Annotated in this window: 17 protein-coding genes; 1 reads left to right on the top strand and 16 read right to left on the bottom strand. The window is 70.7% G+C overall.

Translation table 11 applies throughout. The annotated features are described in order from the left end of the window. The first annotated feature begins 11 nt into the window (after positions 1–11). A complete protein-coding gene (locus tag OG552_RS29490; RefSeq protein ID WP_329138069.1) occupies positions 12–857 on the top strand; it encodes a tyrosine-protein phosphatase in 846 nt (281 codons plus the stop codon). 96 nt (positions 858–953) lie between these two features. On the opposite strand, the gene OG552_RS29485 is transcribed toward OG552_RS29490, so the two are convergent. The 16 genes from OG552_RS29485 to OG552_RS29410 form a co-directional block, all read right to left on the bottom strand. Beyond that, positions 954–2,399 carry an aspartate aminotransferase family protein gene (locus tag OG552_RS29485; RefSeq protein WP_329138067.1) on the bottom strand — a complete coding sequence of 482 codons (1,446 nt, stop codon included), beginning with the start codon at positions 2,397–2,399 and terminating at the stop codon, positions 954–956. After that, positions 2,386–4,356 (bottom strand): 1-deoxy-D-xylulose-5-phosphate synthase, encoded by a 1,971-nt coding sequence (dxs, locus tag OG552_RS29480; protein WP_329138065.1) that lies wholly within the window; start codon positions 4,354–4,356, stop codon positions 2,386–2,388. The genes OG552_RS29485 and dxs overlap by 14 nt, the downstream gene beginning before the upstream one ends. A 135-nt stretch (positions 4,357–4,491) precedes the next feature. Beyond that, a complete protein-coding gene (gene hpnH / locus OG552_RS29475; RefSeq protein WP_329138063.1) occupies positions 4,492–5,520 on the bottom strand; it encodes an adenosyl-hopene transferase HpnH in 1,029 nt (342 codons plus the stop codon). Positions 5,521–5,525: 5 nt separating this feature from the next. Further along, positions 5,526–6,125 carry a phosphorylase family protein gene (locus OG552_RS29470; RefSeq protein WP_329138061.1) on the bottom strand — a complete coding sequence of 200 codons (600 nt, stop codon included), beginning with the start codon at positions 6,123–6,125 and terminating at the stop codon, positions 5,526–5,528. 3 nt (positions 6,126–6,128) lie between these two features. Next, positions 6,129–8,186: a squalene--hopene cyclase gene (shc, locus tag OG552_RS29465; RefSeq protein ID WP_329138059.1), complete on the bottom strand. Its 2,058-nt coding sequence runs from the start codon at positions 8,184–8,186 to the stop codon at positions 6,129–6,131. Between the two features lie 99 nt (positions 8,187–8,285). Continuing rightward, entirely contained in the window at positions 8,286–9,356 is a 1,071-nt protein-coding gene (locus tag OG552_RS29460) for a polyprenyl synthetase family protein (RefSeq protein WP_329138057.1), read from the bottom strand. Then, positions 9,353–10,771 (bottom strand): hydroxysqualene dehydroxylase HpnE, encoded by a 1,419-nt coding sequence (gene hpnE, locus OG552_RS29455; RefSeq protein WP_329138056.1) that lies wholly within the window; start codon positions 10,769–10,771, stop codon positions 9,353–9,355. Before hpnE ends, OG552_RS29460 begins: the two co-directional genes overlap by 4 nt. Positions 10,772–10,903: 132 nt before the next feature. Continuing rightward, positions 10,904–11,848, bottom strand: coding sequence for a presqualene diphosphate synthase HpnD (hpnD, locus tag OG552_RS29450; protein WP_329138054.1), 945 nt, complete (start codon positions 11,846–11,848; stop codon positions 10,904–10,906). Then, positions 11,845–12,732: a squalene synthase HpnC gene (hpnC, locus tag OG552_RS29445; protein WP_329138052.1), complete on the bottom strand. Its 888-nt coding sequence runs from the start codon at positions 12,730–12,732 to the stop codon at positions 11,845–11,847. Before hpnC ends, hpnD begins: the two co-directional genes overlap by 4 nt. Positions 12,733–13,036: 304 nt before the next feature. Continuing rightward, positions 13,037–13,837, bottom strand: a complete 801-nt coding sequence (locus tag OG552_RS29440; RefSeq protein ID WP_443071071.1) for an ABC transporter ATP-binding protein — start codon at positions 13,835–13,837, stop codon at positions 13,037–13,039. Then, positions 13,830–14,759, bottom strand: a complete 930-nt coding sequence (locus OG552_RS29435) for an ABC transporter permease (protein ID WP_329138048.1) — start codon at positions 14,757–14,759, stop codon at positions 13,830–13,832. The genes OG552_RS29440 and OG552_RS29435 overlap by 8 nt, the downstream gene beginning before the upstream one ends. 81 nt (positions 14,760–14,840) lie before the next feature. Further along, on the bottom strand, positions 14,841–15,713 hold the full coding sequence (locus OG552_RS29430) for a glycosyltransferase family 2 protein (protein WP_329138046.1): 873 nt from the start codon (positions 15,711–15,713) through the stop codon (positions 14,841–14,843). Positions 15,714–15,757: 44 nt separating this feature from the next. Next, a complete protein-coding gene (locus OG552_RS29425; protein ID WP_329138044.1) occupies positions 15,758–16,543 on the bottom strand; it encodes a CDP-alcohol phosphatidyltransferase family protein in 786 nt (261 codons plus the stop codon). Then, positions 16,521–17,582 (bottom strand): iron-containing alcohol dehydrogenase family protein, encoded by a 1,062-nt coding sequence (locus tag OG552_RS29420; protein WP_329138042.1) that lies wholly within the window; start codon positions 17,580–17,582, stop codon positions 16,521–16,523. Before OG552_RS29420 ends, OG552_RS29425 begins: the two co-directional genes overlap by 23 nt. Continuing rightward, positions 17,570–18,322: a phosphocholine cytidylyltransferase family protein gene (locus tag OG552_RS29415; protein ID WP_329138040.1), complete on the bottom strand. Its 753-nt coding sequence runs from the start codon at positions 18,320–18,322 to the stop codon at positions 17,570–17,572. Before OG552_RS29415 ends, OG552_RS29420 begins: the two co-directional genes overlap by 13 nt. Further along, entirely contained in the window at positions 18,319–20,211 is a 1,893-nt protein-coding gene (locus OG552_RS29410) for a DUF5941 domain-containing protein (RefSeq protein ID WP_443071211.1), read from the bottom strand. The genes OG552_RS29415 and OG552_RS29410 overlap by 4 nt, the downstream gene beginning before the upstream one ends. Positions 20,212–20,559 lie beyond the last annotated feature (348 nt).

Genomic DNA, 20,559 nt, shown 5'->3' with positions numbered 1-20,559 from the left:
GAGGAGCGCAGGTGACGCAGGACGTGCGGGAGTCCGCCCCGACCGGATCCGAGCCCGAGCCCGAGCTGACGGGTGTACGCAACTTCCGCGACGTCGGAGGGCTGCCCACCACGGACGGCCGCCGGGTGCGGCACGGCGTGCTCTTCCGCAGCGGTCACCTCGCGCACGCCACCGCCGACGACACCGCCTTCCTCAGCGGTCTCGGCCTGCATACGGTCTTCGACTTCCGCAACGGCGACGACATCGCGCTGGAGGGCCCTGACGTGGCCATCGCCGGCGCCCGCAACCTCAACATGCCGCTGAGCGATCCGGCCGCCGGCGGCGAGGGCTTCTGGCGGACCGTCCGCGACGGCGACGTGGTGGCGCTGCGCGAGCTGCTCGGCGGGGGCAGGGGCGAGGCCCGGATGGCCGAGGCGTACCGCACGCTGATCCTGGAGCGCACCGCGGAGCACGCCAAGATGCTGGCGCTGCTCACCGAGCCGGCGGACCCGGCGGTGCCGGCGCTGCTGCACTGCGCGGCCGGCAAGGACCGGGCGGGCACCTCGGTCGCGATCATCCTGCTGGCGCTGGGGGTGGAGCGGTCCGCGATCGAGGAGGACTACCTCAAGAGCAACGCCCTGGGCCGCCGCTACAAGGTGGTCCGGGGCGACGGCGCCACCGGCACCGCGATCGACCCGGAGATCCGCGAACTGCTCAGCACGCTCTTCCAGGCCCATGTGGAGTACCTGCGCACCGCCTTCGCCACCATCGAGGAGCACTGGGGCACGGTGGACCGCTACCTGGAAGAGGGCCTCGGTCTCACCCCGGAGCGCCGCGAGCGCCTCAAGTCCCGCTTCCTCACCGCCCCCGCGACCTGACCCACCGGCCGCCGCCCGCGGGTGGTGAGGGTGTTGGCCGCGAGCGCTGTTTCCGTCGTACTGTCCGCGCTCGCGGTCACAAGGCCCTGCGTATCGCTACCTGTTGGCGACCGCCTGCTTGATCAGGGTGCGGCCGAAGTCCCACATCAGGCTGCCGCCGCTGTGGGCGTCGTCCATCACCTCGGTGAACGCGGTGACGAAGCGGTCGACGTCCGCCTCGTCGACGACCAGCGGCGGGATCAGTTTGATGACCTCGATGTGGTCACCGGAGACCTGGGTGAGGATACGGTGCCGCTGCAGCAGCGGCACCACCACCATCTGTGCGAACAGGCCCTTGCGGGCGGTCTGCAGCATCGTCCAGCGGCTGCGCAGGCCAAGGGACTTGGGGCGGCCGAACTCGATGCCGACCATGAGGCCGCGCCCGCGTACGTCCTTGAGCATCTCGTACCTGTCGGTGAGCGCCGCGAGCCGGGTGCGCAGCAGGTCGCCCATGCGGCGGGAGTTCTCCACCAGCTGCTCGTCCTCCACCACCGACAAGGTGGCCAGACCCGCCGCCATGGCCTGGGCGTTGGAGCCGAAGCTGGCCGAGTGGACCAGCACCCGGTCCATGGAGGAGTAGACCTTCTTGAAGATCCAGTCCTTGCCGAGCGTGGCGCCCACCGGCACATAGCCGCCGGAGAGGGTCTTGGCGACGGTGACCAGGTCGGGTTCCACGCCCTCCTCCTGCTGGTAGGCGTAGAAGGTCCCGGTGCGGCCGATGCCGGTCTGCACCTCGTCGCAGATGAGCAGCGCCTTGTGCTTGCGCAGCAGCTCCTGGGCGGCGCGCAGATAGCCGGGCGGCGGAAGGAACACACCGTGGCCCTGGACCGGCTCGACGATCAGGGCCGCCACATCGCCCCGCTTGAGCTCCTTCGCCAGCCCGTCGAGGTCGCCCACCTCCACCGCGGTGTCGGGCAGCAGGGGCGCGAAGCCGTCCTGGAAGCCCTCCTCGCCGTTGACGGAGAGCGAGCCGGTGGTCAGGCCGTGGAAGGAGTGCTTGCAGTACAGCACCCGGGGCTTGCCGGTGGCGTAGCGGGCGAACTTCAGCGCGGTCTCGACGGCTTCGGTACCGCTGTTGCCGAAGAAGACCCGGTCCAGGTGCGGGGTGTGCGTGAGCAGCTTCTCGGCGAGCAGTCCGGGCAGCGGCTGGCAGTCGAAACGGGTCAGGTCGGGCAGCCCCGCGTCGAGCACGTCGTGCAGCGCCTTGCGGACCACCGGATGGTGCCGGCCCACGCCCATCACCCCGAAGCCGGCCAGCATGTCGAGGTAGTCGTTGCCCTCGGCGTCCCAGAAGTGGGCGCCCTCGGCGCGCTCGTAGACCTTGTCGAAGCCGATGGTGTGCAGCATCCGGGGCAACTGGTGGTTCAGGTACGCCGTGTGCAGGTCGTAGCGCTCACCGCCGCGTTCGGCGAGCAGCTTCGCCAGGTCGAACCCCTTCGACGGCGGAGTCGCTCCGGCTCCGGGTGCGCCGCCTGCCTCGGGCGTCGCCTCAGACGATGTCATCGCTCACCTGCTCCTTGCGTGGGTGGATCCGTACCGAAGTATGCGCGGGGACCTGCGCGGGCTCGCCGGCCGCCCCTCCCGCGATACGCGTCAGGGCCGTGCCGATCCCGCCGGCGATCCCGGCCGGGGTCAGCCCGATGTCGGCGAGGATCTCGCCGCGCTTGGCATGGGCCAGGAACTCCTGCGGGATGCCGTAGTCGCGCAGCGGCACGTCCACGCCGGCGTCGCGCATCGCCTGGGCGACCGCGGAACCGACGCCGCCGGCCCGGCCGTTGTCCTCGACGACGGCCACCAGGCGGTGCCGCGCGGCGAGTTCCGGCAGCGCGGGGTCGACCGGCTTGACCCAGCGGGGGTCGACCACGGTCACCCCGATGCCGCGGCCGGCCAGCAGTTCGGCGGCCGCCAGGCAGCTGGCACCAAGAGCGCCGACCGAGACCAGCAGTACGTCGTCGGCTGTGCCCTCGGCGGGCCGGCTCAGGACGTCCATGCCGCCGATCCGGTCCACCGCGGCCAGCGGCTCGCCCGCGGTCTCCTTCGGGAAGCGGATCACCGTGGGAGCGTCGGAGACGTCCAGCGCCTCGCGCAACTGGGCCCTGAGCTGGTCGGCGTCGCGCGGGGCGGCGATCCGCAGGCCGGGCACCACCTGCAGGATCGACATGTCCCACATGCCGTTGTGCGAGGCGCCGTCCACTCCGGTCACCCCGGCGCGGTCCAGCACGAAGGTGACGCCGCACTTGTGCAGCGCGACATCCATCAGCACCTGGTCGAAGGCCCGGTTGAGGAAGGTCGCGTAGACCGCGACCACCGGGTGCAGGCCACCGGTGGCCAGCCCCGCCGCGGACGTGGCCGCGTGCTGCTCTGCGATACCGACGTCGAAGACCCGGTGCGGGTACGCCTTGGCGAACGCCTCCAGGCCGACCGGCTGCAGCATGGCCGCGGTGATGGCCACCACGTCGGGGCGCTCGTCACCGATCCGCACCATCTCGGCGCCGAAGACGGAGGTCCAGGAGGGGCCCTGGGAGGGCGCCAGCGGCAGGCAGGTCAGCGGGTCCATGGCGCCGACGGTGTGGAAGCGGTCCGCCTCGTCCTGCTCGGCGAAGGAATAGCCGCGGCCCTTCTCGGTGAGGCAGTGCACCAGCACAGGGCCGCTGAAGCGGCGGGCGCGGCGCAGTGCGGACTCCACCGCGGCGATGTCGTGGCCGTCGATCGGTCCGAGGTACTTCAGCCCCAGGTCCTCGAACATGCCCTGCGGCGCGAAGGCGTCCTTGAAGCCCTTCTTGGCACCGTGCAGGGACTCGTAGAGCGGCTGGCCGATGACGGGGGTCTGCTGGAGGACCTGCTTGCCCCAGGACAGGAAGCGTTCGTAGCCGTCGGTGGTGCGCAGCGTGCTGAGGTGGTTGGCGAGGCCGCCGATGGTGGGGGCGTAGGAGCGCTCGTTGTCGTTGACGACGATGATCAGCGGCCGGTCGCGGGCGGCCGCGATGTTGTTCAGCGCTTCCCAGGCCATACCGCCGGTGAGCGCGCCGTCGCCGATCACGGCCACCACGTGGTCGTCCCGGCCGCGGACCTCGTTCGCCTTCGCCAGGCCGTCGGCCCAGCCCAGCACGGTGGAGGCGTGGCTGTTCTCGATGACGTCGTGCTCGGACTCGGTACGCGAGGGGTAGCCGGACAGGCCGCCCTTGCTGCGGAGCTTGGAGAAGTCCTGCCGGCCGGTGAGCAGCTTGTGGACGTAGGACTGGTGGCCGGTGTCCCACAGGATCCGGTCGGCGGGTGAGTCGAAGACCCGGTGGAGCGCGATGGTCAGTTCCACCACGCCCAGATTCGGTCCCAGGTGGCCACCGGTCCTGGCCACCGCCTGGACCAGGAAGTGCCGGATGTCGGCGGCCAGTTCGTCGAGCCGGCCGTCAGGCAGCGCCTTCAGGTCGTGGGGGCTTCGGATGTTCTCCAGCATCGACATGTATGGACCTCGTTCCCCATGCGCGGATTGCTTCGTGTCGCCGGCCGCCTGTCCCCGGCCGGTGACGGTACGCCGACGAGCCACCGGCGGCGGCGCGGACACCGCGCCGGTGGCTCGACCGCGATCACCGGGAGGTCAGCTCGCGCGGTTGGACGCGACGGTCTCCCGCATGGCGCGGATGGACTCCTTCAGGGAGCCCATGGTCGCGAGTACGGCGGTGGGCTCGTAACCGCAGTGCGCCATGCAGTTGTCGCACCGGTCGTCCTTGCCGCGGCCGTACTTGTCCCAGTCGGTCTTCTCGATCAGCTCGTCGTACGTGGGCACGTACCCGTCGGCCATCAGGTAGCAGGGGCGCTGCCAGCCGAAGAGCGAGTAGTTCGGGATCGCCCACGCGGTGCACGGGAAGTCGGCTTTGCCCTCCAGGAAGTCCAGGAAGAGCGGGCTGTGGTTGAGCCGCCACTTGCGGCGGTTGCCGTTGTCGAACGCCTTCTTGAAGAGCTCACGGGTCTGCGTCACGCCCAGGAAGTGGTCCTGGTCGGGCGCCTTCTCGTAGGCGTAGGCGGGCGACAGCATCATCTCGTCGACTTCGAGCTCGTCATTGAGGAAGTTGAGCACCTCGATGATCGTCTGCGGGGTGTCGGTGTTGAAGAAGGTGGAGTTGGTGGTCACCCGGAATCCGCGGCGCTTGGCCTCCTTGATGGCCTCCACCGCCTCGTCGAAGGTGCCCTCCTTGGCCACCGACTCGTCGTGCCGCTCCCGCATGCCGTCGATGTGTACGGTAAACGCGAAATACGGCGACGGGGTGAATTTGTCCATCTTCTTCCGCATGAGCAGCGCGTTCGTGCAGAGGAACACGTACTTCTTGCGCTTGACGAGCTGGCGCACGATCTCGTCGATCTGGGGGTGCATCAGCGGCTCGCCGCCCGCGATGGAGACCATCGGGGCACCCGACTCCAGCACCGCCCCGACGGCCTGGGCCACCGGCATGCGCTGCTTCAGCACTCCGGCCGGGTGCTGGATCTTGCCGCAGCCCTCACATTTGAGGTTGCAGGCGAAGAGCGGTTCGAGTTCGACGATCAGCGGGAACTTTTCGCGTCGCCTGACCATTTTCTGTTCAAAGAGGTACGACGCGACACGGACGGTCTGACGGAGCGGCATAGCCATCTAGCTCACCTCCAGGGGAGCGCGGTAGTGCGGTGCCAATCATGAAAGGCGGGAACAAGATCTCTCAGCACCCGGAACGCGATGAATCCGGTGCGCAGCGTGCCGACCCGCACGAGTTCGAACTCGGGCGTGTCGACGACGACGCGGGCCGCCGCGATGCGGTGCACGCCCTCGGCGAGGGCGGCGCGCCGCATCGCGGCCGATTCCATGTCCACGGCGATGGCACCACTCGCCGCGAGTGCGGTGCGCTCGGCGCCCCGCACGACATGGTCGGATTCCGCAAGGGTGCCGGTGTGCACGGTGTGGCCGGCGGCTTTGAGCGCGGCGGCGAGCGCCGCGCTCTCGTGCCCGTCGTCGGAGACGACGACATCACCCGGCCGCATGCCCGGGGCGAGCCCCGCGCAGAAGCCGGTGGTCAGTACGGCCGCATCGTGCAGTGCGGGGTCGTGCAGGGCTTCGCGCACGGCCTTGTCGGCGGCTATCGGTCCCATGCCGGTACGGAGCACGGTGACCGGAGCCGCGACTCTGGCCGTGCCCCTGCGCAGCGCGAAGCGCTCGATGCGCAGGGCGCACACCACCAGCAGGGGTGGTTGTGGACGGCCCACGAACTAGGCCCCCTTTCCGGTGCTGCTGCTGCCGCCCGCCGCGGCTGCGGAGGAGCCAGTGAGGGCCGGGGCACCGGGGTGGCCGGCGCCGAACGGCTCGTTGCGCACGTAGCGCCCGAGCGCGGTCAGCGGGAAGACCATCCGGTACAGGTGGTAGTTGATGGAGAAGTCCCGGGGGAAGCCGGTCCCGGTGAAGTAGGGCTCGTCCCACGAGCCGTCCTCCAGCTGTGTCTCGGTGAGCCAGGCCACGCCGCGCCTGACCGCCTCGGTGTCGCGCCGGCCGGCCGCCAGCAGGGCCATCAGCGCCCAGGCGGTCTGCGAGGCGGTGGAGTGCCCGCGGCCCGCCCACTCCTGTTCGGAGTAGGAGCGCAGATCCTCGCCCCAGCCGCCGTCGGTGTTCTGCACCGACTCCAGCCAGGCGACGGCCCGGCGGATCGCGGGGTGGCCGGCCGACAGACCGGCGGCGGCCAGCGCGGGGACCGCGGACCCCGTGCCGTAGATGTAGTTGACCCCCCAGCGGCCGAACCAGGCGCCGTTCTCCTCCTGTTCGGCCAGCAGCCACTCGATGCCGCGGCGGGTGTGCGGGTCGTGCTCAAGACCGAGCGCGGCCATCATCTCCACCACGTGCGCGGTGACGTCGGCCGAGGGCGGGTCGATGACCTCGCCGAAGTCGGCGAACGGCAGCCGGTTGGGGAAGGGGCTGGTGTTGTCGGCGTCGAAGGCGCCCCACGCGCCGTTCCTGGACTGCATGCCGACGTTCCAGCGCACCGCCCGCTCCACCGCGGCGTCCAGCCGGGCCGGGTCCGGGTGGGCGACCCTGCGCAGCGCGAGCACCACTTCCGCGGTGTCGTCGATGTCCGGGTAGTTGTCGTTGTGGAACTCGAAGGCCCAGCCGCCGGGCGCCAGTTGCGGGCGCTGCACCGACCAGTCACCGGGCCGGGTGATCTGCTCGCCGAGCATCCAGTCGGCGGACTTGACCAGCGCCGGGTGGTCCGGGGCGAGTCCGGCGTCGGCGAGCGCGATCGCGGCCAGACAGGTGTCCCAGACCGGCGACTGGCACGCCTCGATCATCCGGACGCCCTCTTCGGGCCAGACGGCGAAACGGTCCAGCGAGTCGAGACCGGCCTTGAGCACCGGGTGTTCGAGGTCGTAGCCGAGCAGGTGCAGGGCGATCACCGAGTAGACCGCGGGCGGCTGGATGCCGCCCCAGCAGCCGTCGGCCTCCTGGCGCTCGATGATCCAGCGGGCGCAGGCGTTCATCGCCGAGCGCCGTACCGAGCGCGGGGTGTAGCGCCGGTAGAGGTGCAGCACCTGGTCCAGCCGCTGGAAGACGCCGTCCCAGCTGGTGATCGGCGCCTTGCGCTGCTTCGGGCTGGGCTGCAGCGGGTTGATGTGCAGTTCGTCGATGCCGAAGGGCGCCGGCCGGACCGGCCGGTGGGCGCCGACGATGGTCAGCGGCACGATGGTCTGCCGGGCCCAGCAGCCGAACGAGTAGATGTTCAGCGGCATCCACTTCGGCAGAAAGATCAGCTCGGGCGGCAGTTCCGGGAGGCTGTCCCAGTTCCACCAGCCGAACAGGGCGAGCCAGATCCGGGTGAAGACCCGGCTGCCGGCCACCCCTCCTTCACCCCGCGACCACTTCGCGGCGAGCGCCATGTGCGCCTGGTCCGGAGTGTCCCCGGCGAAGCGCAGTGCGACGTACGCCTCGATGGTGGCCGAGAGGTCGCCGGGGCCGCCGTGAAAGGTGGCCCAGGCGCCGTCCTCGCGTTGCTGCGAACGGATCCAACGGGCGGAAGCGGCCAGGACCTTCTCGTCCCGGATGCCGAGGAACTCCCGCAGCAGCAGGTCCTCGGCATCCATGGTCACGTTGGTCTCAAGGTCGCCCTTCCACCATCCGTCGGCGTGCTGCCGTGCCAGCAGGTGGTCGGTGGCGCGCTGCACGGCACGCTGCGCCGCCTCCTCGGTGGTTCCGGATGGAACAGGCTCCGGTTCCGAGGTGGTGCTGGCCGAGGGTGTCCGGTGAGTTGGCGTACCTGGACTGCCATCGGTCGTCGCTGTCATGGCTTCCCCTTTGCAGTTGAGACGTCTGCGGTGTCGGGGGCGGCCGTCGGCCGTCACATGAAAGGGACTGGCGACGTCAAACGCTCCACTGACTGTTCTTTACTTCTCGCGAACCACCACAAAATCCGCCAGTCCTACGAGCTTCTGCTTGATTTGTTCAGGCATGTCCATTTTGTCGAGGGCGCCGATAGCAGTCGCGTACTGCCTCCTGGCCTCTTGAGAGGTCCAGTCCCTGCCACCGGCTTCTTCGATCAACGCTGCGCGCATAGCGAACTCTTCCTCGCTGAAGGCATCGTTTTCCGGATTTTTGGCGTCGGCGGCAAGGAGTTCACCCAGCCGCTCCGACGCCGACCCGCCGGCGGCCAGCGCGGCGACCACCGGCAGCGACTTCTTGCGCTGCCGCAGGTCACTCCAGGTCTGCTTGCCGGTGGTGGCCGGATCGCCCCAGATGCCCAACAGGTCGTCAATCGCCTGGAAGGCAAGCCCCAGATGGTAGCCGTACTCCTCCAGCGCGTCGGCGTCCGCCTCCGAGGCGCCGCCGAGCACCGCACCGATGGAAGACGCGCAGGCCAGCAGCGCACCGGTCTTGTTGCCCTCCATCTCCAGGCACTCCTCGACGGTGACCCGTTCGCGGTGCTCGAAGGAGATGTCCTGGGCCTGGCCGTCGATCAGTTTGCGGGTGGCGGTGGTGAGCCGGCGGGTGGCCCGGCCGGCGTCGGCGGTGCCCTGCTCCAGCAGCACCTCGTTGGCCAGCGCGAAGAGCGCGTCGCCGACCAGGATCGCCTGCGCGGGACCGTGCACCTTCCACACCGTGTCGCGGTGCCGCCGCTGCTCGTCGCCGTCCATCAGATCGTCGTGCAGCAACGAGAAGTTGTGCACCAGCTCCACCGCCACCGCCCCGGGCACCCCGGTCTCGGCGGGCGCGCCCGCCGCCTGGGCGGACAGCAGCGCCAGCGCGGGGCGTACGGCCTTGCCGCCGTCACCGTCCGCGGGCCTGCCGGTGCTGTCGATCCAGCCGAAGTGGTAGGAGGCGACGGTGTCCATCGGGGGGGCGAGGCGTGCCACGGCAGCGCGCAGCACCGGAGTGGTCAGGATGCGGCCGTTTTCCAGCAGCCCGATGACGCTGTCAGCGGTCACGTTCTCTCCTCTTGTTGCACCAATAGCACTCATGCCGCCTCCAGAACGCCGTTGTCACAGGGCAGCCCGAGGGCGGACAACGCTTCTCGGGAGGCGTTCAACCCACTGCGTACCGCGCTCTCCATGGTCGCGGGCCAGCCGGTGGCGGTCCATGCCCCGGCCAGGAACAGCCCGGGGGCACTCGTCGCAGGTCCGGGGCGCAGTGCGGCGACGCCAGGCGCGGGCGCGAAGGTCGCCGTGCGCTCCCGGGTGACGAAGAAGTCGCGGACGCCGGCACCGCGGGCAGCGGGCAGCAGCCGCTCCAGCTCCGGCAGATAGCGGTCGCGCAACTCGGCGACCGGCAGATCGATCTCGTCCTGTGCGGCGGACTGGGACAGCGCCAGGTACTGGCCGCCGCCGGTGAGTCCGGAGGTCCCGGTGCGGTCGAAGACCCACTGGACAGGGCTGCCGAGCGCCGCGAGGAAGGGCTGTTCGAGCACCCTTCTGTCGTAGACCACATGGACATTGAGGATCGGCGCGGTGCCGATACGCAAGAGTTTTTCCGGCTCCGCCAGGGCTCCGGCCGGAAGAAGTCCGTGTGTCTCGCGCTGCGGCACCGCCAACACCACGATGTCCGCGTCGAGTTGCTCGGCCTGACCGGGACCGGTCTCGACCGACACCTGCCAACCGCCGTCCGGGCTCTGCTTGATCGCCGCGGCCCGGGTCCGCAGCAGCGTACGCACCCCCGCGGTGTCCAGCGCGGTACGGGCCCGGCCGTCGTGGAGGTCGCCGAGCGGGGCCGAGGCCCAGCCGATGTCGGCGGCGCCCGGGTCGGAGAGCAGTCCGGTCTTGAAGACCATCGCGGCCAGGGCGAGCGAGGAGTTGCCGGCCGTCGCGTTGAGAGTGGCCACTCCCACCAGGTCCCACAGCGCCTCGATGGTCCGCGGGGACTGCCCGCGGGCGCCGAGCCAGCTGCCGAAGTCGGTGTCGTCCAGCGCCGGGTCGGCCAGGTCCAGGCCGCGCAGCGCGAGGGCCGCGCGGCCGACCGAGGCGCGTTCCTTCAAGGACAGGTGCGGGTAGCGGATCAGACTCGGCGCCAGGTGCAGCGGCACCGGCAGGCCGGCCCGGCTGATCCGGCCGAGCCGCCCGCTGGCCGCGTCGCGCACGGGTACGTCGAGCCGGTCCTGCAGGGTGACCAGGTCGCGGGCGGCGATCCGGTCAAGGAACCACTGGTAGGCGGTGCAGCAGCGCAGGAAGACGTGCTGGCCGTTGTCGACGGTGAGTTCACCGCGTTTGAAGGAGAAGGCGAGGCCGCCCAGCCGGGGGCGGGCCTCGGTGAGGACCACCCGGACGCCGGCGTCGGCCAGCGCGAGCGCGGCGGTGGTGCCGGCGAGACCGCCGCCGACCACCACGGCCGTATGCGGACCCGAGCCGGTGCGCGGGTCAGCCCCGGTGTGCGTGCTGCTCATGGTGCGTCCCCTCCCCCCGAGCCGCGTGGGCTGATGCGGGAAGTGACGCAGCGCGGGTCGGTGGGGTTGCGCGGTTTACCCGGTCGTGTCCATTCGGTGGCGCGGCTGGGCCCGCGCCATCGCGGGTGGATCTCACGCGTCCCTCCGCGGCAGGCGTGCGGTACGCCGGGCGTCGAGGCCGGTGAGTCCGCGCATCGCGACGTACGCCTTCTCGCGTCCGGGCAGCGAGACCCGGCCGCGCAGCACGGCCTCGGGGTCGGCGGCGATCCGTTCCAGCAGGCGGCGGTAGATCCCCGCCATGGCCGCGACACAGGCGCCGCTGCGCCGGTCGAGCATCGGCAGCAGCTGGTAACCGGTTGCGAACAGCTTGCGGGCGCGGCGCACTTCGAACTCCACCAGACCGGTGAAGTCCGAGCCGGGCGGCGGAGTGTCGGTGTGGAAACCGGCCGCGCAGCCGAACTTGGCGAGGTCCTGTGCGGGCAGGTAGGTACGCCCGTTGCCGGCGTCCTCGCGGACGTCGCGGAGGATGTTGGTGAGTTGCAGAGCGAGGCCGAGAGTATCGGCGTATTCGGCGGCACGTGCAGGATCGTTCCCATTCACGGTGCCGAAAACGCCCAGGGAAAGCCTTCCGATCGCGCCGGCCACACAGCGGCAGTAAACGGCCAGATCGTCCCAGGTTTCATAGGTCTCGCCTCGAACGTCCATCTGAACGCCGTCGATGAGTTCGTCCAGGCCGGCGAGCGGAAGCGGGAATTTCACCGCCGCGTCGGCGAGCGCGACCGCCACCGGGTCGATGTCGTCCTCGGCGACCGCGCCGTCCCGGACCCGGGCCAGGGTGGCGCGGGTCAGATCAAGCCGGCGGACCTTCTCCTCGGGGTCGAGTTCGCCGTCACCGATGTCGTCGACGCGCCGCGAGAACGCATAGAGAGCCGACATGGCCTGCCGCTTGGGAGTGGGCAGGAGTCGGATCCCATAGGCGAAGTTGCGCGCCTCATGACCGGTCACGGTCTCACAGTATCTGTAGGCCGCAAGTACCTGTCCGGACGTCTGGGCGGAACCGTTCACGGTCCGGCTCACCCCTCTCTTCGCAATGTCGAACCCACTTCGCGCAACAGGCCGGGCTTGGTGGCCTTCGGCGAAACCGCCAGCACGTCGTATCCCGCGTTCTCCACCGCCTTCAGGGCGGCACGGCCGCCGCCGACGAAACCGGCGAGCAGCAGGCGAAGCCTGCCACGGACGCTGCCCACCAGGGGAGTACCTTCGGCCAACAGGTCGCGGGCGCGTCCGGCTTCGAACGCGATCAGCTCACGGACCTGCGGTCCCGCACTCGGTGCGGCGAGATCGGCCTCGTCCACCGAGAAGCGCTTCATGTCGTCGGCCGGCAGATAGATCCGGTCCCGGCCGAGGTCTTCCGCCACATCCTGCAGGTGCTCGACGATCTGCAGCGCGGTGCAGACCGCGTCCGAACGGCGTACCCGTTCCGGGGTTGAGGTACCGGTGATGGCCAGGACCAGGCGGCCGACCGGGTTGGCGGACAGCTCGCAGTAGGCGAGCAGGTCGTCGTAGGTGCCGTACCGACGGACCTGCTGGTCCTGCCGGTTGGCGCCGATCAGGCCCAGGAAGGGGTCGGGGGTGAGCCGGTGCCGGTTGACCGTCGGCTGCAGGGCGACCAGCAGCGGGTGCCGGGGAGCGCCGTCGAAGACCCGGCCCAGGTCCGCCTCGAAGGCGTCGAGCATGGCCAGGCGGTCGCCGGCCGCCGCCGGGTCGAGGCCGAGGTGCCGGGCGTCGTCGCGGCCGCCGTTCGCCAGGTCGCCGTCGCCGATGTCATCCACCAGTCGGGCGAATCCGTAGACGGCCATCAGGTCCTGCCGCCAGGCGCGCGGCAGGAACACGGGTGCCACCGGAAAGTTCTCGCGCGCCGCCTTGTCCAGGACGGCCCGGGACGTGTCGTCCCCGGTCACCGCGGGGTTCCCGGCACCCTGGCGGCGTACGTGCCCCGGAGCAGGATGGTCCCGATCATCATGGCCGCCACATCCCCCGTTCTACACCGCCCACTCGAAACTTCCCATTTCGGACACGCCGCGCCAGGTGTCCCACCCGGTCGGTATCGATCATCGGCAGGCTCCCAGCACCGGTACAGCTTACGTCGGGGCATCCTCCGGCGTACGCCGGGGGCGCGAAGGTCAACAGAGGTCACAACACGCGACCCCCGCCGGATCATCCGGCGGGGGTCGCCCATCATGCCCTGGAATTGTTGCAGTTCGGTCACTTGCCGCTGTGCGCTTCGTACGCCTTGATGACCTCGTCCGTCGGACCGTCCATCAGCAGCTCGCCCTTCTCCAGCCACAGCACCCGGTCGCAGGTGTCCCGGATCGACTTGTTGTTGTGGCTGACCAGGAAGACGGTGCCGGCTTCCTTGCGCAGTTCGCGGATGCGCTCCTCCGAACGGCGCTGGAAGGCGCGGTCACCGGTGGCCAGGGCCTCGTCGATCATCAGCACGTCGTGGTTCTTGGCGGCCGCGATCGAGAAGCGCAGCCGGGCGGCCATACCGGAGGAGTAGGTCCGCATCGGCAGCGAGATGAAATCGCCCTTCTCGTTGATGCCGGAGAAGTCGACGATGCCCTTGTAGCGGCTGCGCACCTCCTCCTGCGACATGCCCATGGCCAGACCGCCGAGCAGGACGTTGGTGGCGCCGGTCAGGTCGTTCATCAGCGCCGCGTTGACGCCCAGCAGGGACGGCTGGCCGTCGGTGTAGATCTTGCCGCTCTCCGGCGGCAGCAGACCCGCGATGGCCCGCAGGATCGTCGACTTGCCGGAGCCGTTGGAGCCGATGATGCCGATCGCCTCACCGCGGTAGGCGGTGAAGGTGACCCCGCGCACCGCGTGCACCCGGCGGACGTTGGGCGAGCCCTTGCGGGACAGCAGCCGGTAGAGCGCGGCGGTCGCGGTGCCACGGCCGGTGCCGGCGCCGTGCACCGTGTAGACGATATGGACGTCGTCGACGACGACGGTGGGCACGCGCGTGCCGGCGGCCGGCGTGCTTACCAGGGTCTGCTGCTCAGCCACGGCCATACTGCTCTTCAGCCTTCCAGAAGTAGATGTACCCGCCGACGCCCACCAGCACCGCCCAGCCGACCGCGCTGGCCCATACGTGCGGCGGCATCTGGGAGCCGGTGACACTGTCGATCAGCGCGAAGCGCATCAGGTCGATGTAGACCGCGGCCGGGTTGATGTCGAGCAGGATCCGGACGAAGTGCGGCGCGGTCGCGGTGAGCTTGTCGATGCTGTACATGACGCCGGAGACGTACATCCAAGTGCGGAGCATGAACGGCATCAGCTGCGCCAGGTCGGTCATCTTGCTGCCGAGCCGGGCCACGATCAGTGCCAGGCCGGTGTTGAACACCCACTGGGTCAGCAGCGCCGGGATGGCCAACAGCCAGGAGAGGTCCGGGGTCTCACCGGTCATCAGCACGATCGACAGCAGGACGAACATCGACATCAGCAGCTGCTGAAGCTGCATCAGCGTCAGCGCGATCGGCATCGAGGCGCGCGGGAAGTGCAGCGCCCGGATCAGACCGAGGTTGCCGGCGATGGCCCGGACACCACTCATCACCGAGGACTGGGTGAAGGTGAAGATGAAGACGCCGGTGACCAGGAAGGCGATGAAGTTGTCGATGCCCTTGCTGGTGCCGATCAGCAGGCCGAAGATCAAGTAGTAGACGGCCGCGTTCAGCAGCGGCGTCATCACCTGCCACAGCTGTCCGAGCCGCGCCTGGGTGTACTGGGCAGCGGTACGCGCCTTGGCGAACTCATTGATGAAATGTCGGCGGCCCCACAACTGCCGCGTGTACTCCAGCAGGCCGGGACGGGCACCGCTGACGGAGAGGCCGTACTTGGCCGCAAGCTGGGCGGGGCTCAAGCCGTCATCGGCCGAGGGCGCCGGGGGGGCACCGACGGCGACCGCACCATTGTGCGTTGTCTCGCTCACAGTTGACACTTTCGTCCTCAAGGTGCGCGCCGGGGCAGGGGGATTCCCGGGCTGCGCCTGATGCTCTCAGGTCCGAGCTTTTCAGATAATCGGGGGTCGGCCCAGCCGGGTCAACCGCCAGACCGTGCGCCAGCTCATCGGCCGCCGTTCGCCGCAGGGAGTGGTCCAGCCCTCCCGGAAACCGCCGAGCCAGGCCCGCAGCGCCGGTCGGGACGGCCGGCGCAGCAGCGTAAGAGCGAACCATACGCCGAGATAGACCGGGACGAGCACCCAGGGCAGATTGCGACGGGCCAGCCACACGCGGTTACGGGCCACCAGCCGGTGGTAGACCGCGTGCCGGGACGGCGAGGTAGCCGGATGGTGCAGTACGAGGTCGGACCGATACTCGATCTGCCAGCCGACGTCAAGAGCTCGCCAGGCCAGATCCGTCTCCTCGTGCGCGTAGAAGAACTCCTCGGGCAGCCGGCCCACCTCCCGGAAGATCCGGGTGCGGATCGCGCAGGCACCGCCGAGGAAGGTGGTGACCGGCGAGTCCCGCATCGGGTCGGAGGCGCGCAGCCGTGGGACATGGCGGCGCTGGGTGACGCCGGACACCGGATCGGCGATCCGGAAGCTGATGATGCCGAGCCTGGGATTGGCCGTGAAGGCCGCTCTGACGAGCTCCGCGGTGTCGTCGCAGGGAAGTATCCCGTCGTCGTCCAGGAAGACCACCGCGTCGACCTCGGAGCCGCCCGGGCCGAACAGGTCGACCCCGATGTTCCGGCCGCCGGGGATGCCGATGTTCTCCGGCAGCTCCACGGTGCGTACGTCCCCGGGCAGCGGCGGCAGCGGGGTGCCGTTGCCGACCACCGCGACCCGCAGCGCCGGGCCCTGCTGCTTGGCCACCGAGTCCAGCAGGTCCTGCAGCTCCTCGGGCCGGCTGCCCATGGTGATGATCACCACCCCGAGCTTCATCGGGGGCCTCCTCCTGGCGTTCTTGCGCCCCTTCCTGCGGGCGCTCACTTCAGCCTGCTGGATGCGAGGATGCTCACCAGGTGCAGCAGGGTCTGCAGTACCGCCACGGCGGCCAGCACCACCACCGCGACCCGGGTGAAGAGCAGGTCGCCGTGGAAGTGGTCGCCGATGGCCGCCAGCAGCATCAGCAAGGACGCCTCGACCCCGCCGACCAGCCGGTGGAACTTCAGCGCGGACGCGGCCCGCCGGGCCAGCGCCACCCCGGAGGAGCGCGGCACGTTCGCGGTCTCCTCCGCGGCGGGCATCCCGCGCCGGGTCCTGGCCACGTCCACCAGGTCGGTCTCGGCCTTGATCAGGATCGCGCCGAGCGCGGCCAGCGTGCCCAGGAACGCCCACTGCCACTGGGTGGACGCGCCGTCCTTGTGGAAGATGTCCGCGGCCCGGATGCCGAAGCCGACCAGCAGGGTCGCCTCGGAGAGGTAGTGCCCGACCCGGTCCAGGTAGACGCCCACGGTCGAGGTCTGGTGGCGCCAGCGGGCCAGCTCGCCGTCCACGCAGTCCAGCAGCAGGTACAGCTGGATCAGCAGCGCCCCGAGGATGCCGCCGGTGAGCCCGGGGATCAGCAGCGCGGCGCCGGCCGCCATACCGGCCACGATCATCAGATACGTGTACTGGTTGGGGCTCAGCGGCGAGTTGAGCAGCACCCGGGTGCAGCGCAGCGAGATCTCGCGCATGTACAGGCGCCCGGCCCAGTGTTCGCCGTTCTTCCGGTCCTTGATGCCACCGGGGTGAACGACCGGGCGCAGTTCAGCTACTGATGGCTTTGGCATAGTCGGCGTAAGCGTCCCTGATATCGGTGTCGGACAGGTCCAGGTGTTCGAGAATCGTGTACCTCCCGGGGCGGGTCTGCGGGGCGTACCGCACCGCCTCGGCGAACTCCCGGTCGGTGAATCCGATCTCGGCCGGCAGTACCGGTAGCCCGTGGCGGCGCAGCGCCTCCGCGATCATCCCGGAGGCCCCGTACGCACCGCGCAAATGCATCGCAAAGGCGGCGCCAAGACCGACCTGCTCGCCGTGCGCGGCGGCGCGCTGCGGGTGGAGCAGGTCCAGGGCGTGGCTGATTTCGTGGCACGCCCCGGAGGAGGGGCGGGTGTCGCCGCTGATGGACATGGCGATCCCGGAGAGCACCAGGCCCTCGGAGAGGACCACCAGGAAGTCGTCGTCGCCGATGCCGCCGGGGTGGCGCAGCACCGATTCGCCGGCGCTGCGGGCCATCGCGGCGGCCAGTCCGTCGATCGGCTCGCCGGTCTCGCGGTGCGACAGCTCCCAGTCGGCCAGCGCCGACAGATTGGAGACCGCGTCGCCGATGCCGGCCCGGACATAGCGTGCGGGCGCCTCACGGATCACGTCCAGGTCGATCACCAGCGCGATCGGTGTGGGGACGCCGTAGGACCCGCGGCCGTTGTCGTTGTCCAAGGTGGCCACCGGCGAGCAGATGCCGTCGTGCGAGAGGTTGGTGGCGACCGCGACCATCGGCAGCCCGACCCGGGCGGCGGCGTACTTGGTGACGTCGATGATCTTGCCGCCGCCCAGCCCCACCACCGCGTCGTAGCGCTTGCCGCGCATGGCGTCGGCGAGCTTGACCGCGGCGTCGATGGTGCCGCCGTGCACGGGGTACCAGTCGGCGCCGGGCAGTTCGGGCGTCAGCCGGTCGTGGAGCTTGCTGCCGGAGCCCTCGCTGACCGCGACGGCGAGCTTGCCCGAGGTCGAGATCCGCTGGTCCGCGAGGAGCTTGGAGAGGTCGGCGAGGGCGCCGCTGTTGATGTCGACGACCACCGGCGAGGGAATCAGCCGGGTCAGTACTGGCACGCGATCTCCCTTCCCCTGGCGAGGTCGGCGTGGTTGTCGATCTCCACCCAGGGCACGGCACCGATCGGTGCCACGTCGATGGTGAAGCCCCGGTCGACCAGTTCCTGGTAGCCGTCCTCGTAGTACAGCTGCGGGTCGCGCTCGAAGGTGGTCCGCAGCGCGTCGGCGAGGGCGCCGGCCGCCTCGCCCTCGATGAGGGTGACGCCGATGTACTCGCCGGTGGCCTCTGCCGGGTCCATCAGCTTGGTGATCCGGCGCATGCCCTTGGCCGGGTCGGCGACGACCTTCATCTCCTCGTCGGCGAGGTGCTTGACGGTGTCGAGCGCCAGGATGATCCGGCGGTCCCCGCCGCGGGCGGCGAGCAGTGTCTTCTCCACCGACACCGGGTGCACGGTGTCGCCGTTGGCCAGGATCACGCCCTGCCGGAGCACATCGCGCGCGCACCACAGGGAGTAGGCGTTGTTCCACTCCTCTGCCTTGTCGTTGTCGACCAGGGTGAGGGTGACGCCGTACTTGGCCTCCAGCTCCGCCTGGCGCTCGTACACCGCTTCCTTGCGGTACCCCACGACGACCGCGACCTCGGTGATCCCGACCTCGGCGAAGTTGCCGAGGGTCAGGTCGAGCACGGTGATGCTGTCCTCGGCGCCCTCGGGACCCACCGGCACCAGTGCCTTGGGCAGGGTGTCGGTATAGGGGCGCAGACGGCGTCCGGCGCCGGCCGCCAGCACGAGGCCGATCATGCGGGTTCTCCTGATTCGTCGTGTACGGCGGGAGCCCCGGAGGACACCCAGAAGCGGATGCTCTCGATCAGGACCAACAGCGCCAGCACGGCAGCGAGCACCGTCAGCGCGACCTGGAAGCCCGAGCGGTGCACCAGGGCGGCCGCGAGGACGGTCACCAGCAGTGCCCGGCCCTCGTGCCCGCCCGCCGTGCGTACCAGAACCCTGGGTGGAGCCCCGGTACCGCCGCGGATGCGGTACACCGTGTCGTAATGATGGTAGGCGACCGCCGCCACCAGCCCGAAAGCGGCTGGCAATGCTCCGTTTACCTGTGATGAGGCCGCCAATGCCAGGTAGGTGCCGTATTCGGCAGCCCGGAAGAAGGGCGGGACCAGCCAGTCCAGGGCGCCTTTGAGCGGCCGGGCCACCGCGAGGCCCGAGGTGATGACGTATACGGCGGCGGCGGCCACCGGCCAGGCGCTGCCGCGCGGGGCGAGCGCGGCGGTCGCGGTCAGCAGCGCGCCGCCGGCCAGTGCGGCCACGGGCGGCGCGAAGGACGGCAGCCGCCGGGCGAACGGCCCGGTGAGGCGGGCCACGGCTTCGGCGAGCGGCCCGCTGTCGGCGAGGTCGTCGAGCGCCCGGGCGGCCCGGTCGGTGCGGCGGGCCTTGCGGGCGAGGGAACGCAGTACGCGTCCCGCGGTGGTGTAGCAGGCGGCGAAGGCGCAGCCGATGAGCAGCACCACGAAGGTGATCCGGGGGGTGGTGGCCGCGGTGAGCACCGCGATCAGCGCCCAGCGTTCACCGATCGGCAGCACGATCATCCGGCGCAGCCAGACCGTCCAGCCGACGCTGTCCAGCCGGCCGGACAGCGCCGCGGTGGGACTGGCACCGCCCGTCGCGCCGCTCGCGTCGTGATTGGCCTCGTTGAAGGCGAAGTCCACCACGTGGCGGCAGGTCTGCAGCACCATCGCGCCCAGTGCCAGCGCCCATACGTCGTCACCGCCGCGGGCGGCGCCGAGGGCGAGCCCGGCGTAGAAGGCGTACTCCTTGGCCCGGTCGAAGGTCGCGTCCAGCCAGGCGCCGAGCGTCGAGAACCGCAGCGAGTAGCGCGCCAGCTGGCCGTCGGTGCAGTCCAGGACGAAGGAGGCGAGCAGCAGCACACCGGCCGCGAGGTAGCCGCCACGGGTGCCGGTGGCCGCGCAGCCGGCCGCGATCAGCGCCACCACCAGGGAGGCGGTGGTGACCTGGTTGGGGGTCAGGCCGCGCCGGGCGCACCAGCGGGCGATGTAGCGGGAGTACGGGCTGACGAAGTGGGTGGTGAAGAAGCCGTCCCGGGACTTCACCGCGCTGCGCAGCCGTACCGCCTCGTCGTCCACCGCGGCGACCGCCGCTTCGGCGGCGGCCCGCCCGGCGTCGTCCACGGGCACCTCGGCGACGAGGACACCCAGGTCGGGGCGGTGCGGGGCGGCTCCTTCCGCGTCCAGGGCGGCGGCGAGCAGGTCCGGCAGGCTGTCGGCGGGGGTTCCGGGGCCGCCGCCCGCGCCCTGCGGCCCGGCGGCGGGGAGGCCGCGGCCGGCCGCTGCGCCGTGTGCGGCGGCGGGCGGGCCGTGCAGCGCCGTCACCGCGCCGGCCTGGCCGGCCGGGCGGCCGGCGGAGGCGCCCGCGCCGGCGGTCTTCTCTTGGAGCGCCTTCGCCAGGGCCGGCCGGGCGGCGGCCTGTACGGACAGGGCGCCCGGGACCGCCGCCACGTCGAAGCGGGGGTCGGTGAGGGCGAGCCGCAGGGTGTGGCGGTGTCCGACGAAGCGGGCGTCGACCACGGCCACCCGCTCGGCGGGCGGGATCGCGGCGAGCCGGGCGGCCGCTTCCACCGGGGTCGCCGCCGCCACGACCTGGAATCCGAGGGCCCGCAGATCGTCGGCCGGCGACGACGGCGCCCCGGTGCCGGGGCCGGTCAGGATGGCGGTCGACAGAGGTACCCACTCCCTCAAGGCGAGGCAAGGCGTGCGGAAAAGTGCCCGCTGACCACCGGCTACTCCGCCGGACCGGGCATGACCGCGAGGCTATCGGATACCGGTCGGGCATCGTTCACTGCGTGTTCGCCCACCCGTGATAGGCCCCGGCCGGCCGCACCGGGCCCCGCGTTCCGCCCGTGTTCCGCCCGCCTCACCCGTACCGCCCGCCTCCGCCGTACGGGTGAGGCCGGCGGCCATTCGCCCTCTCGTTCCGCGCGCCTCATCACCGCAGGTCACCGCACATGA

It is taken from the genome of Streptomyces sp. NBC_01476, from assembly GCF_036227265.1.
Taxonomy (GTDB): Bacteria; Actinomycetota; Actinomycetes; order Streptomycetales; family Streptomycetaceae; genus Actinacidiphila.
This window is presented reverse-complemented; position numbering and strand designations above follow the sequence as displayed.

Coding starts and splice junctions, on each gene's coding strand:
- OG552_RS29485 (WP_329138067.1), bottom strand. CDS start 2,399: ATGACATCGTCTGAGGCGACGCCCGAGGCAGGCGGCGCACCCGGAGCC.
- dxs (WP_329138065.1), bottom strand. CDS start 4,356: ATGTCGATGCTGGAGAACATCCGAAGCCCCCACGACCTGAAGGCGCTG.
- hpnH (WP_329138063.1), bottom strand. CDS start 5,520: ATGGCTATGCCGCTCCGTCAGACCGTCCGTGTCGCGTCGTACCTCTTT.
- shc (WP_329138059.1), bottom strand. CDS start 8,186: ATGACAGCGACGACCGATGGCAGTCCAGGTACGCCAACTCACCGGACA.
- OG552_RS29460 (WP_329138057.1), bottom strand. CDS start 9,356: ATGAGTGCTATTGGTGCAACAAGAGGAGAGAACGTGACCGCTGACAGC.
- hpnE (WP_329138056.1), bottom strand. CDS start 10,771: ATGAGCAGCACGCACACCGGGGCTGACCCGCGCACCGGCTCGGGTCCG.
- OG552_RS29430 (WP_329138046.1), bottom strand. CDS start 15,713: ATGAAGCTCGGGGTGGTGATCATCACCATGGGCAGCCGGCCCGAGGAG.
- OG552_RS29425 (WP_329138044.1), bottom strand. CDS start 16,543: ATGCCAAAGCCATCAGTAGCTGAACTGCGCCCGGTCGTTCACCCCGGT.
- OG552_RS29415 (WP_329138040.1), bottom strand. CDS start 18,322: ATGATCGGCCTCGTGCTGGCGGCCGGCGCCGGACGCCGTCTGCGCCCC.